Source organism: Nocardia asteroides (genome assembly GCF_900637185.1).
Taxonomy (GTDB): Bacteria; Actinomycetota; Actinomycetes; order Mycobacteriales; family Mycobacteriaceae; genus Nocardia; species Nocardia asteroides.
The window spans coordinates 6,462,037-6,474,624 of sequence record NZ_LR134352.1 but is presented as its reverse complement, the minus strand read 5'-3'; the positions used below and the strand labels follow the sequence as shown (position 1 = coordinate 6,474,624).

The 12,588-nt window shown below is 71.5% G+C and carries 13 protein-coding genes; 8 read left to right on the top strand and 5 right to left on the bottom strand.

What is annotated here, in order from left to right; translation table 11 throughout:
• Positions 1–65: 65 nt before the first annotated feature.
• From EL493_RS29895 to EL493_RS29875, 5 genes are all read left to right on the top strand, one after another.
• Positions 66–920: a PHP domain-containing protein gene (locus EL493_RS29895; protein WP_019048866.1), complete on the top strand. Its 855-nt coding sequence runs from the start codon at positions 66–68 to the stop codon at positions 918–920.
• Positions 917–1,183, top strand: a complete 267-nt coding sequence (locus EL493_RS29890; protein WP_019048865.1) for a hypothetical protein — start codon at positions 917–919, stop codon at positions 1,181–1,183. The genes EL493_RS29895 and EL493_RS29890 overlap by 4 nt, the downstream gene beginning before the upstream one ends.
• Before the next feature lie 51 nt (positions 1,184–1,234).
• A complete protein-coding gene (locus tag EL493_RS33670) occupies positions 1,235–2,794 on the top strand; it encodes an FAD-dependent oxidoreductase (RefSeq protein WP_019048864.1) in 1,560 nt (519 codons plus the stop codon).
• 410 nt (positions 2,795–3,204) lie between these two features.
• Positions 3,205–4,425, top strand: coding sequence for an NAD(P)-dependent malic enzyme (locus tag EL493_RS29880; RefSeq protein WP_030200934.1), 1,221 nt, complete (start codon positions 3,205–3,207; stop codon positions 4,423–4,425).
• Positions 4,426–4,498: 73 nt separating this feature from the next.
• Positions 4,499–4,708, top strand: coding sequence for a hypothetical protein (locus EL493_RS29875; protein WP_019048862.1), 210 nt, complete (start codon positions 4,499–4,501; stop codon positions 4,706–4,708).
• A gap of 99 nt (positions 4,709–4,807) precedes the next feature.
• Here EL493_RS29875 and EL493_RS29870 read toward each other — a convergent pair whose 3' ends face one another.
• From EL493_RS29870 to EL493_RS29855, 4 genes are read right to left on the bottom strand one after another with little or no spacing between them, the layout of a single operon-like run.
• A complete protein-coding gene (locus EL493_RS29870) occupies positions 4,808–5,515 on the bottom strand; it encodes an ABC transporter permease (RefSeq protein ID WP_030200931.1) in 708 nt (235 codons plus the stop codon).
• A complete protein-coding gene (locus EL493_RS29865) occupies positions 5,512–6,180 on the bottom strand; it encodes an ABC transporter permease (protein ID WP_019048860.1) in 669 nt (222 codons plus the stop codon). The genes EL493_RS29870 and EL493_RS29865 overlap by 4 nt, the downstream gene beginning before the upstream one ends.
• Positions 6,177–7,325: an ABC transporter ATP-binding protein gene (locus tag EL493_RS29860; RefSeq protein ID WP_019048859.1), complete on the bottom strand. Its 1,149-nt coding sequence runs from the start codon at positions 7,323–7,325 to the stop codon at positions 6,177–6,179. Before EL493_RS29860 ends, EL493_RS29865 begins: the two co-directional genes overlap by 4 nt.
• Before the next feature lie 8 nt (positions 7,326–7,333).
• The gene (locus tag EL493_RS29855; protein ID WP_126406591.1) at positions 7,334–8,218 is read right to left on the bottom strand and encodes an ABC transporter substrate-binding protein; all 885 of its coding nucleotides are present in this window, start codon (positions 8,216–8,218) and stop codon (positions 7,334–7,336) included.
• Positions 8,219–8,464: 246 nt separating this feature from the next.
• Between EL493_RS29855 and EL493_RS29850 the strand changes: the two genes are divergently transcribed.
• The gene (locus EL493_RS29850; RefSeq protein WP_019048857.1) at positions 8,465–9,325 is read left to right on the top strand and encodes a glycine betaine ABC transporter substrate-binding protein; all 861 of its coding nucleotides are present in this window, start codon (positions 8,465–8,467) and stop codon (positions 9,323–9,325) included.
• Positions 9,326–9,444: 119 nt separating this feature from the next.
• Here EL493_RS29850 and EL493_RS29845 read toward each other — a convergent pair whose 3' ends face one another.
• Complete coding sequence (locus tag EL493_RS29845) at positions 9,445–10,173, bottom strand: hypothetical protein (RefSeq protein ID WP_022566333.1); 729 nt, start codon at positions 10,171–10,173, stop codon at positions 9,445–9,447.
• A 256-nt stretch (positions 10,174–10,429) separates the two neighbouring features.
• On the opposite strand from EL493_RS29845, the gene EL493_RS29840 reads away from it, so the two are divergent.
• Together EL493_RS29840 and EL493_RS29835 are read left to right on the top strand one after the other, a co-directional pair.
• Positions 10,430–11,101, top strand: coding sequence for a PadR family transcriptional regulator (locus tag EL493_RS29840; RefSeq protein WP_019048855.1), 672 nt, complete (start codon positions 10,430–10,432; stop codon positions 11,099–11,101).
• A gap of 7 nt (positions 11,102–11,108) precedes the next feature.
• On the top strand, positions 11,109–12,584 hold the full coding sequence (locus EL493_RS29835) for a DHA2 family efflux MFS transporter permease subunit (protein WP_019048854.1): 1,476 nt from the start codon (positions 11,109–11,111) through the stop codon (positions 12,582–12,584).
• Positions 12,585–12,588 lie beyond the last annotated feature (4 nt).

Genomic DNA, 12,588 nt, shown 5'->3' with positions numbered 1-12,588 from the left:
ACGGGCACCGGCGTAGTCGGCCCAGGAGCGCACGCCCGGTGAGACCGCACTGTAAGACTGAGAGTGTGCGCATCGATCTGCATACCCATTCGACGGCCTCCGACGGCACGGACAGCCCGGCCGAGCTGGTGCGCCGTGCCGCGGCGGCCGGTCTCGACGTCGTCGCGATCACCGACCACGACACCACCGCGGGCTGGGCCGAGGCCGAGGCGGCCCGCCCGCCCGGCCTGACCCTGGTGCGCGGGATGGAGATGTCGTGCCAGGGGATGGGTGAGGACGGCTACCCCGTGCCGGTCCACCTGCTGGCCTACCTGTTCGACCCCACGGCCCGCGGCTTCGCCGAGGAACGCGAACGGCTGCGCGCCGAGCGGGTGGCGCGGGTGCGCGCGATGGCGGAGAAGATGGTGGCCGACGGCCTGCCCGTCGACCCCGACGCGGTGCTGGCCGGCGCGGGCCCGGCGGCCGGACGCCCGCATCTGGCGCGGGCGCTGGTCGAGGCGGGCGTGGTGGAGAGCGTGGACGCCGCGTTCAAGGACCTGCTCGCTCCGCACGGCCCGTACTACGCGGAGAAGGCCGACACCCCGCTGAGCCGGGCGGTGCAGCTGATCGCCGCCGCGGGCGGAGTGAGCGTGATCGCGCACGTGCGGGCTCGCAAGCGGGGCAGGCTGCTGGCGCTCGAGGAGATCAGGGATCTGGCCGCGTTCGGGCTCGGCGGCCTCGAGATCGACCATCCCGACCACAGCGACGCCGATCGCGCGGTGCTGACCGACCTTTCGGCCGAGCTCGGGTTGCTGCGGACCGGTTCGTCGGACTACCACGGCAGCAACAAGACCATCGAGATCGGCGCCTGCCGGACCGATCCGGAACAGTTCGAGGCGCTGATCGGCAAGGCGAGCGGGGTGCCGGTGATCGCACCGTGACGCTGGTGCGCGCGCTCAGCGGCGTGGTCGCCGGCGGCGTAGTGGTGCTGCTGTGTGTGGTGGCGGGCGCCGCGGTGATGGGCGCGCGCCGCGATTTCCCTGGGCCCGGCGCCGAGTCGCTGACCTGGCACGTTCTGGCCGCCGTCGTCGTGGTCACGGCCCAGCTGTTCGCCGATCGGAACCGGGGCGTGGCGGCGCTGTCCGGGTCGGCCGTCGTGTTGATCACGACCGGTGTACTGCTTTGGACACAATGGTGGGGTTGACCGCCGCGTAATGGTTGCGTCCGGGTGAACTGTGCCCGAATATTTGACCTTGTGAGCAACATCGAGACGGATGTTCTGATCCTCGGCGGCGGGCCCGCCGGGCTCTGGGCCGCCGTCTCGGCCGCGGCCGCCGGTGCGCGCGTCGTCCTGGTGGACAAGAACCGCTGCGGGTCCAGCGGTTCCACCGTCTACGGCAGCACCGCGCTGTGGGATCTCGCGCCGGGCCGGGACCGGGCCGAAGCCGTGGTCGCGACGCTGGCTCGCGGCGGCGGGCTCGGTGACACAGCCTGGCTGCACCGGGTCGCCGACGAGACCCACCGCAGGTTGCAGAGCTGGTCGGGGACCCGGCACCGCGCGCCGGTCCCGGCGGGCGAGGAAGCCGCGGCCGTGCTGCTCGACGGCGCGAGCTATCTGCGCAGGCTGCGCCGCGGCGCGCTGGAAGCCGGCGTGCGCATCCTCGATCACCATCCGGCGCTGCACCTGCTCGTCGACCCGGCGGGTGCCGTGGTCGGCGCGGCCGGGGCGCAGCGGCACAACAAGTTCCGGCCGTGGACCGTGCGCGCGGGCGCGGTGGTCGTCGCGACCGGCGGCTGTGCCTTCCTCTCCGGCGGCGCGGGCACCGAGGTGAACACCGGTGAGGGCCTGCTCATGGCGGTGGAGGCGGGCGCCGAACTGTCCGGGATGGAGTTCTCCAGCGCGTACGGCCTGGCGCCGGTGCTGGCGCGGGTGCATCCGAATCCGGCGGTCGCGCCCGGGCTCTCGGTGCACTTCGCCGCGCTCTACGACGAGGCGGGCAGCGAGCTGGCCGGTCGCTACCCGTCCGCGCTGGCCGCGCTCGCGGACGGCAGGCGGGTCTTCGCCGCCCTGCACGAGGTGCCCGACACCGTCCGGCACTGGCTGAGCAGGCACGGCGCGGTCGACCAGGCCGGGCGGGTGCCGGTGCGCGCGGTCCTGGAAGGCACCGTCCTCGGCGCGGGCGGACTCGCCCTGGCCGGCACCGACTGCGCGACCACGCTGCCCGGGCTGTATTGCGCGGGCTCGGCCGCGGGCCGCGAGGTCGTGGCAGGCGCGGCCGGGGTCACCGGCGGACTGGCCGGTGCCTGGGCGGTGGCCTCGGGCACCTGGGCGGGCGAGGGCGCCGCCGCGTTCGCGGTCGGCGCCGACCGCTCGGCCGACGCGCGACCGGTGCTCGGCGCGGGACTGGGTCCGCACGCGCACATCGATCCGCGCTCGGTGATCGGGTTGGTGCAGGAGCACACCCTGCCGCTGCGGCGCAGCTACCGGCGCAGCGCGGGCAGCCTGGGTGACAGCATCGCCGAATTGGACGCGATGTGGCCGGGCGCACAGTTCGAGCTGGGCGGGATCGGCGCCGAACGGGTGCGGGCCAGGCAGGCCGCGGCCCTGCTCGCGGTCGCCCGCTGGGCCGGCTACAGCGCGCTCGTGCGGGCCGAGACGCGGGGCATCCACCGGCGCATCGACCACCCGGACGCGGTGGCGGGTTGGCGGGTGCGGCAGCGATGTGGTGGGCTGGACGAGATCTGGGTCCGCCGCGACACCGTGCCCGCCGCGCACGGCGAACAGCTCACCGCAGGGCGACCCGCCACGGTGTGATTGTTCACCGGTTGTTCCCCGTCAGCTGCGAGTTTTCTCTAACGCCATGGCAATTCGCCACGGATACGCTCGACCTATGACGCGTTGCCCGGTGACAGACGGAACCGGTTTGGCAAGCGGTCGGCCCGGCTGGCAGAATATTGCGGATTCCCTGCCCTTGCCACCGCCGGGTTCGGGGACCTTGGTGACCTATCGCCTCGCGACGCACCGTCGCGGCCGAGGGTCGACCCGTTCGTCCGCCCGGACCACCCGTCCGGCTCCGCTCGCCGGATCAGTGCCGCGCCAGGAGACCGTTTTCCCGGTGTTCCCCGACGGCTGCGCACCCCATGAGCGTCATGAAATTCCGTAATCCCGATATACCCGGCGGTAACCGTCCCCCGGTTGAGTCCGACTCGAGCAGGAGTGAAATCGTGTCACCTGTGACTGACGCACCGAATGCCACCGCGGCGCCCCAGGCCGATGACGCAGCGAGCCTCGCTGCCATCACCCAAGACGAGATCTTCGCGGGCCACCTCGGTGGCAAGTTGTCGGTCGAGCTCAGTGCCCCGCTCGAGACCCAGCGCGATCTGTCCATCGCCTACACCCCGGGTGTCGCGCAGGTCAGTCGCGCGATCGCCGAGGACGCGGCGCTCACCAAGACCTACACCTGGACCGAGCGTCTGGTGGTCGTGGTCAGCGACGGCACCGCCGTGCTCGGCCTCGGCGACATCGGCCCGCGCGCCTCGCTGCCGGTCATGGAGGGCAAGGCCGCGCTGTTCAAGAAGTTCGCCGGCCTGAACTCGATCCCGCTGGTGCTCGACACCACCGACCCGGACGAGATCGTCGAGACCCTGATCCGGCTGCGCCCGAGCTTCGGCGCGGTCAATCTCGAGGACATCTCGGCGCCGCGCTGCTTCGAGATCGAGCAGCGCGTGATCGAGGCCCTGGACTGCCCCGTCATGCACGACGACCAGCACGGCACCGCCATCGTGGTGCTGGCCGCGCTCAAGGGCGCCGCCGCGCAGCAGGGCCGGGACATGTCGGCGCTGAAGGTCGTCGTCTCCGGTGCCGGCGCGGCCGGTGTGGCCTGCGCCAACATCCTGCTCGCCGCCGGTGTGCCCGACGTGGTCGTGCTCGACTCGAAGGGCATCGTCAGCGCCGGTCGGGACGGCCTCAACGGCGTGAAGGCCGACCTGGCCGCCCGCAGCAACCCGCGCGGTCTCACCGGTGGTGCCGCCGAGGCGCTGGCCGGGGCCGACGTGTTCCTCGGTCTGTCCGCGGGCACCATCCCCGAGGAGCTCATCGCCTCGATGGCGCCGGAGTCGATCGTGTTCGCCATGTCGAACCCGGACCCGGAGATCCACCCCGAGGTGGCCGCCAAGTACGCCGCCATCGTGGCGACCGGCCGCAGCGACTTCCCGAACCAGATCAACAACGTGCTCGCCTTCCCCGGCGTGTTCAAGGGTGCGCTGGACGCGGGCGCGCGCCGGATCACCGAGGGCATGAAGGTCGCCGCCGCCGACGCCATCTTCGGCGTCGTGGCCGGTGAGCTGTCGGTGGACCGGATCATCCCGAGCCCGCTGGACCCGCGCGTGGCGCCCGCCGTCGCCGAGGCCGTGGCCGAGGCCGCGCGCGCCGAGGGCGTCGCCTAGTCCGCACCGCCGTACCGACTGCGCCCCGTTCCCCGGAACGGGGCGCTGTCGCGTTGTCTGGGATCATCGGGGGATGACGACCTTCTCCGCGCAGCTCCCCGACGAGGTGTACGCCCAGCTCGCCGGCGCGGCCGAGGCCGACGGCCTGTCGGTGAACGCGGCGGTCGTGACGGCCGTGCAGGAGTGGCTGCAGGCGCGCGCCCACCGCGTCCAGGAGCGCGCCCGCCTGCAGCAGGTGCTGGCGGCGGATCCCCACCTGCGCGCACTGCTCGGCGACGACTGACCGCGACCGAGGTGCGCCGATGAACAGCCGGGGCGAGTCGTCCACAAGCGGGCGATCGCAGACCCCGGATACCCGCTGACTCGCGCCGATCGGCCCGGACTACTCCGCGACCCGCGATACGTCGGCGCCGACGACGGTCCCGCGTGCCAGTCGCCCGGTGCCCGGCGCGCTCGCCCACACCGCCGCCGCCAGCAGCGCGTCCAGCACCAGCGCCAGCACCGCCACGAGCAGCGCGCCCACCAGGACCAGGTCGTAGCGATACAGACCGATCCCGTCGAAGATGTAGCGGCCGAGGCCGCCGAGGTTGACGTAGGCGGCGATGGTCGCGGTGGCCACCACCTGCAGCGTGGCGGCGCGCAGCCCGCTCAGCAGTACCGGCAGGGCGTTCGGCAGCTCCGCCCGGAACAGGACCTGCGGCTCGGTCATCCCCATCGCGCGGGAGGCGTCGACGACATCGGCGGACACGTTCGCGATGCCCGCGTAGGCGCCCGCGAGCAGCGGCGGCACGCCGACGGTGATCAGCGCCAGCAGCGGCGGGATCAGCCCGAGGCCGAGCAGCAGCACCAGGAAGGTGAGCAGGCCCAGTGTCGGCAGGGCCCGCATGGCATTGGCGAAACCGACCAGCGCGGCGCTGCCCCGCCGGGTGTGCCCGATCACCAGGCCCACCGGCACCGCGATCACCGCCGACAGCGCGACGGCCAGGAAGCTGTACCAGAGATGTTGCAGCACACGGGTTTCGATCCCGGCCGGGCCGCCCCAGTTGGCGCCGTCGCTCAGGTACTGCCAGGCGTCGACGAACAGATTCATGCCGCCGCCCCCGCCGTCCGCCGCCCGCGCGTGTCCGCTCGGGTCCACGGGGTCGCGAGCCTGCCGAGCAGGAACACCAGCCGGTCGAAGATCAGCGCGAGGACGAGCGTGACGATGATGCCCGCCACGATCTGGCCCGGATAGTCGCGCTGATACCCCTGGGTGAACAGCTTGCCGAGCCCGCCGACGCCGATCAGCGCGCCCACCGACACCATCGCGATATTGGTCACCACCACCACCCGCAGCGACGACACGAACACCGGCAGCGCCAGCGGCAGGTCGACGGTGAGCGTGCGCCGCAGGCGGCCGAAGCCGATCGCGTCGGCGGCGTCGACGACGTCGGCGGGCACGGTGTCCAGCGCGGTCGGCACCGCGATGAGCAGCAGCGCGGTGGAGTACACGGTGAGCGCGATGATCACGTTCAGCGGATCGATGGCCGAGATGCCGATCAGCGGCGGGATGATCACGAACAGCGCCAGCGACGGGATCGTGTAGGCCAGGCTCGACCCGGTCGTCAGGATCCGTCTGGCCCAGCCGCGCCCGCGCACGGCGGCGCCGACCGGAACCGCGATCACCAGGCCGAGCAGCAACGGGACCAGCGCCAGCACCAGATGGGTGCGGGTGATCGCCATGACCTCGGCGAAGTTGTCGATCAGATACCTCACGAGCGGTCCTGGCCGAAGTACTCCCGGTTGCGCTCGGCGTCCTCGGCGCCGCGCTGTTCGGCGAGCTGGGCGAGCACCTCGGTGGCCGGCAGCCCGCCGCGCACGGCGCCGGAGTCGTCGACGGCGACGCCGATGCCCGACGGCGAGGAGATGGCGGCGTCGAGTGCCTGACGCAGGTCGCCGTCCGGCGTGAACAGCGAACCGCCCGCGGACACGCTGTCGGACAGCGCTTTCCCGGCCCGGACCGCCTCCACGCCGGTGGCGTCCACCCAGCCGCCCGGTCGGCCGTCGGCGTCGACCACCAGCGCCCACTCGCCCTGGGCCAGTCGTGACCCGGCCACCTCGTCGGCCGTGACGGTCCGGATCGGCGTCAGCGCGAGGGACCCGGCGCTGCGGAACGACAGCGCCCGGTAGCCACGATCGCGGCCGACGAACCCCGCGACGAAGTCGGTCGCGGGCTGGGCCAGCACCCGCTCCGGCGTGTCGTACTGCTGCAGCACCCCGCCCCGGCCGAACACCGCGAGCTTGTCGCCGAGGGTGATCGCCTCGTCGATGTCGTGGGTGACGAACACGATGGTCTTGTGCAGTTCGGCTTGCAGCCGCCGCATCTCGACCTGCAGTTCGGCCCGCACCACCGGGTCGACGGCACTGAACGGCTCGTCCATCAGCAGCACCGGCGGGTCGGCGGCCAGCGCCCGCGCCACGCCCACCCGCTGCTGCTGACCGCCCGACAGCTGCGCCGGATACCGGTCGGCCAGCCCACGATCCAGGCCGACCCGGTCGAGGACGGTCAGCGCGGCGGCGCGGGCGGCCTTGCGGGACTCGCCCAGCAGCATCGGCACCGTCGCCACATTGTCGATCACGGTGCGGTTGGGCAGCAGCCCGCCGCTCTGGATCACATAGCCGATGCCGAGGCGCAGCCGCACCGGGTCCACGCCGGCGATGTCGCGGCCGCCCACCGTGATGGTGCCCGCGCTGGGACTCACCATCCGGTTGATCATCCGCATCGAGGTGGTCTTCCCGCACCCCGACGGTCCGACGAACACGGTGAACGAGCCCGATTCGATCGTCAGATTCAGGTCGCGCACCGCCCGGGTACCGTTCGGATAGGTTTTCTCGATTCCGCGGAATACGATGTCGGACAACGGGACTCCTAGCCGATCGGGGAATCTAGTCCCTGCGCGGTGATCCAGGCCAGCGCGGCGGCCTTCGGTTCGATCTTGCTGTCCCCGGACACGGCGGTATTGAGCGAGATCAGCTCGGTGGTGGTGAGTTTGGCCGAGACGGCGTCGAGCACCGCCACCGCTTTGTCGGTCTTCTTGGCGGCATTGAACAGCGGCACCACGTTCTGGGCCGCGAAATTGCTCTTCGGATCGGCGAGGACCACCAGGTTGTTCTGCGCGATCGCGGGGGAGGTGGTGAAGATATCGGCCGCGGTGACCTGTCCGTCGACCAGCGCGCGCACCGTCGCCGGGCCGCCGCCGTCGGCGATGGGCACGAATGCGTCGCCGGCGATGTCGAGGCCGTAGTTCTTCTTCAATCCGGGCAGACCGCCGGGCCGCTGGGCGAATTCCGCGGGGGCGCCGAATTTCACCTCGGCCGAGTGCGGGGCCAGATCGGCGATGCTGGTCAGCTTCCATTTGTCGGCGGTCGCGCGGGTCACCACGACGGCGTCGGAATCCTGGCCGGGAGCCGGTGTCGCGATGGCCAGCTCGGTGCCCAGCGCCGCCGTCAGCGCGGCGTTCACCTCGGGTTCGGCGGTGGCGGTGGCGTTCTTGTCCAGGTATTGCAGCAGGTTGCCGGTGTATTCCGGGATCAGCGAGATGGCGCACTGGCGTAAGGCCGGAATGTAGGCCTCGCGGCTGCCGATGTTGAACTTCGTGTCGACCTTGAAACCGTTGATCCGCAGGACCTCGGTGTAGATGTTGGCGACGGTCTCGGATTCGGGGAAATTGGCCGAGCCGATGATCAGCGCGTCGCTGGCGCAATCGCCTTTGGCTGCCAGTGGGTCGGAGTTGCCGCAGGCGGACACGATCATGGCGGCGGCCAGTGCGACAGCGGCTGCCAGCACCCGGCCCGCGCGGACGGCGAACCGGCGAGCCGGCCGGCGTTGTCCGTGCGAAGAGGAGGAGAACGCGGTTTTCACTGGTGTCCTTCCGGCAAAGGCGGGCAGTGCGCTGTGCATGCGTCCCGGGGGCCGCAGGTACATTCTGGGTGTTCATACTGCCCGCGTCGCGCCGAATTGCGTGGGTTGACCGCAAATACGGGAAGTTGGTGTCGCCGGATGGTGTCGCGAGCGGTGCGCCGGGCAGCGACCGCGCTACTGGTCGTCACCTGCGCGTTCGGTGCGGTTTCCTGTGCCGGTGACGAGCCGGGAACCGCCGTCGCGGTGGGCGCGGATTCCTCGGCGGAATCGATTGTGCTCGCGCAGGTCTACGCGCAGGCGCTGGCCCGCGCCGGCGTCGCGACCACCGTGGTCGCCGACGCGGCCGACCCGGCGGCCGATCTCGACGCGGGCCGGATCACGGTGCTGCCCGCCCGTTCCGGCGCGTTGCTCGACCGCTGGCACCCGGCCGCGTCCGCGCGCACGCCCGAGGACGTGGTGGCCGCCGTCAATGCCGCGCTCCCGGCGGGCCTGTCGGTGTCCGACCCCGCCGACGGCACCGACCTGCGCTCCCGAATGCTGGTCACCCCGGAGTTCGCGGCTCGCGAGAACCTCGGCACCGTCGCCGCGCTCACCTCGCGCTGCGCCGAGTTCACCGCGGGCGCCGTCGACCTGCCCGGTCTCGACGGCACCGCCACCGCGCCGAACGGCTGCGCCTTCGCCACCACCACCCGCTATCCGGATCTGGCCGCGCTGCGCCAAGCGCTGCGAAACGGCGAGATCCAGGTCGGCATCGTCGACGGCCCGCCCGCCGACGCCGCGGACCTGGTCGTCTTGGACGACCCGAAATACGCCGTGCGCGCCCAGAACCTGCTCGCCCTGTACCGCTCCGGCCAGTTCGACCGCATCGAGCTGAAGAAGCTCAACTACGTCGCGGGCGAGCTCACCACCGAGGGCCTGCTCGACCTCGTCGCCCAGGTCGAGTCCGGCACCGACCCCGCCACCGCCGCCCGCCGCTGGCTCGACGAACACGGCCTCTAGGCCGCTCGCCGACACCTGGCGTGACGGGCCCGCCCGCTCGCCGGGGCGGGCCCACCGACGACGAAACCCGCCCCGGCGCATCGCGTTCCGGGACGGGTTCCTTTAGTCGGGCGGTGCGGTCAGGGCACCAGCTGCGGGTTGAGCGTCACCGCGCCCGCGCCGATGCCCGCCCCGACGAGCGCGCCGATGCCCGCCGCGGGAATTCCCGCGATGCCCGCGCCGATGGCGGCGCCGATCGCGACACCCAGGACCGCGCCGACGGCGATGGACGGCGCCGCGATCACGGCCTCGGCGGCCAGCCCGGCGAGGAAGATCGGCACGTCGATCAGGCAGCCCGTGGTCACACAGCCGACCATCGCGCCGATCAGGACGCCGGCCGCGACCGTACCGATGCCGATCAGGAAGCCCGCGCCCGCGCCGATGACGCCACCGACGACCGCGCCCGGCACCGCGCCGACGACGGCGGCCGGAATCCCGGCGGCCGCGGCGCCGACCCCGGCGCCGACCAGGGCCCCGGTGCCCACCTTGTCGGGCGTGGCGAGCGGCGCGTCGATCGTCATGACCGCCTCGGCGGGCGTCGCGACGGTGCGGAACGACACCGGACGGTCATCGACCCGCACGACGTGCTGGTCGTCGACGGTGACGGTGTGCCCGTCGATGGTCATCGTCCGGTCGTCGACGAAGGTGATGGTGTGGCCGTCGTAGGTCGTGGTGCGCTCGACGTTCGAGACCACCGGTGCGACGGGCGCCGCCGAGGCGATGTCCGCACCGCTCACGGCGATGACCACCGGCAGCGCGCCCAGGACGAGTGCCCGGCTGAACCTTCTCGAGGCATGGCGACGAGTCATTGTTCCCCCCAAATATTTCGTTCGAATATCTCTCAGACGCGATGATTCAACCGGAATCGGAATCCGAACTTCAAAATTTGTGACGGCGCGAACGTTGGGCCCTGATGGTGCCGGCGATCACAGCGGGGGTCCGCGCCGAGTGTTGCCGGGGCTATGTTCCGGGCCGTATATTCCTACTGGAATATTTGGTGCGGAAGTGGTCCCGTGTCGGCGCGGGAGTGGAGGTGCGGCCGTGGGTCAGCCAGGGCGGAATGCGATGACACCGTTGGCGATCGCGGTGCTCGCCCTGCTCGACGAGCGGCCCATGCATCCCTACGAGATGTATCAGCTGCTGATCTCGCGTCGCGAGGACCTGCTGATCAAGGTGCGGCCGGGCTCGCTGTATCACGCGGTGGCCCGGCTCGCCGTCGACGAGATGGTCCGGGCGGAGGGGACCGAGCGCGAGGGCAACCGGCCCGAACGCACCACCTACCGCATCACCGAGACCGGCCGCGCCGCGTTGCGCGGCCGCATCGCCGACCTGCTGCGCACGCCGGTGCAGGAGTTCCCCATCTTCCGGGTGGCACTCGCCGAGGCGCACGCGCTGCCGCTGGACCAGGTGATCGCGCTGCTCGGGGAACGTACCGATCACCTCGCCGCGGCGCTCGCCGATCTCGAGGCGATGCTGGAATGGGCGCGCGGGCACGATATTCCGCGCCGCTACTTCTTCGTCCTGGAGTACATGCGAGCCACGACGCGGGCCGATCTGGCCTGGATCCAGGACTTCACCGCCGAACTGGCCGGTGGTGGCGTCGCGTGGGAACAGTTCGACCCGGTCACCGGCGACCGGATCGAACCCGATCCGCCCACCACCGAACCGCCGCTCGGGGACGACCCCGATGCCGTGCCCCGACCGAGGTGGGCGGCCGACGCCGCCCGTAGCCGATAGGAATTCGATGACCACCGAACGTAATCCGTGGCTGGCGCTGTTCGCGCTGGTGGTCGGGTTCTTCATGATCCTGCTCGACATGACGATCGTCGCGGTCGCCAATCCCGCGATCATGACGGACCTGAACAGCGATATCTCCAATGTCATCTGGGTGACCAGCGCCTACCTGCTCACCTACGCGGTGCCGCTGCTGGTGACCGGCAGGCTCGGTGACAAGTACGGGCCCAAGAACATCTATCTGATCGGCCTGGCCCTCTTCACCGGCGCGTCGCTGTGGTGCGGTCTGTCCGGCAGCATCGGCATGCTGATCGCCGCCCGCGCCGCGCAGGGCATCGGCGCCGCGCTGATGACCCCGCAGACCATGGCCGTGATCACCCGTACCTTCCCGCCGGACCGGCGCGGCGCGGCGATGGGCCTGTGGGGCGGTGTCGCCGGGCTGGCCACGCTGGTCGGCCCGATCCTGGGCGGCGTGCTGGTCGACAGCCTGGGCTGGGAGTGGATCTTCTTCGTCAACGTGCCCGTCGGCATCATCGCCTTCGCGCTGGCCGTGTGGCTGGTGCCCGCGCTGCCCACCAACGACCACAAGTTCGATCTCGTCGGCGTCGCGCTCAGCGGTATCGGCATGACCGCGCTGGTGTTCGGTATCCAGGAGGGCAACGCCAACGACTGGTCGCTGCGCATCTGGCTGCTGATCGGGTTCGGTGTGCTCATGCTGATCGCGTTCGTGGTCAACCAGGCCCGCAACAAGGGCGAACCGCTGGTGCCGCTGAGCCTGTTCCGCGACCGCAACTTCTCGCTGTCGAACATGGCGATCGCGGCGATGGGCGCGGCGATCACCGCGATGACGGTGCCCTCGTACTTCTACCTGCAGGCCGTGCGGGAGATGTCGCCGACCGAGTCCGCGCTGGTGTTCGCGCCGATGGCGATCCTCACCGGTTTCGCGGCGCCGTTCGTCGGCAAGTTCGCCGACCGCCTGCCGCCGCGGCTGGTGCCGACCGTCGGCTTCACCCTGTTCGCCGGTTCGGTGTTCGCCTTCGCCGAGCTGATGACGCCGGATTCGTCGATCCCGCTGTTCATGCTCGCCGCGGCCGTCGCGGGTCTGGCCAATGCCTGCATCTGGGCGCCGCTGGCGTCGACTGCCACGCACAACCTGCCGATCGCGCAGGCCGGCGCCGGTGCCGGTGTGTACAACACCACCCGGCAGGTCGGCTCGGTCCTCGGCAGCGCCGCCATCAGCGCGCTGATCGCCGCCCGCCTCACCGCCAACGGGCTCGGCGGCGGCGGTCCCGTCGGCGAGGGCGCCGCCACCGGCCCCCTCCCACCGCACATCCTCGACGAGTTCAGCACCTCGCTGGCCCAATCGATGCTGCTACCCGCCGCCATCCTCGTCATCGGCATCATCGCCTCGTCCCTGTTCGTCGGCCACGGAAAGTCCGACGCCACCCCGACCCCCGAACTGGCCAAGGCCGACGCGGGTTCCTGAACAC

What these genes read in the sequence shown, in the direction of transcription:
- EL493_RS29845 (WP_022566333.1), bottom strand. Translation starts at nt 10,173, where the DNA reads ATGACTCGTCGCCATGCCTCGAGAAGGTTCAGCCGGGCACTCGTCCTG.
- EL493_RS29840 (WP_019048855.1), top strand. Translation starts at nt 10,430, where the DNA reads ATGACACCGTTGGCGATCGCGGTGCTCGCCCTGCTCGACGAGCGGCCC.
- EL493_RS29875 (WP_019048862.1), top strand. Translation starts at nt 4,499, where the DNA reads ATGACGACCTTCTCCGCGCAGCTCCCCGACGAGGTGTACGCCCAGCTC.
- EL493_RS29835 (WP_019048854.1), top strand. Translation starts at nt 11,109, where the DNA reads ATGACCACCGAACGTAATCCGTGGCTGGCGCTGTTCGCGCTGGTGGTC.
- EL493_RS29855 (WP_126406591.1), bottom strand. Translation starts at nt 8,218, where the DNA reads ATGATCGTGTCCGCCTGCGGCAACTCCGACCCACTGGCAGCCAAAGGC.
- EL493_RS29850 (WP_019048857.1), top strand. Translation starts at nt 8,465, where the DNA reads ATGGTGTCGCGAGCGGTGCGCCGGGCAGCGACCGCGCTACTGGTCGTC.
- EL493_RS29870 (WP_030200931.1), bottom strand. Translation starts at nt 5,515, where the DNA reads ATGAATCTGTTCGTCGACGCCTGGCAGTACCTGAGCGACGGCGCCAAC.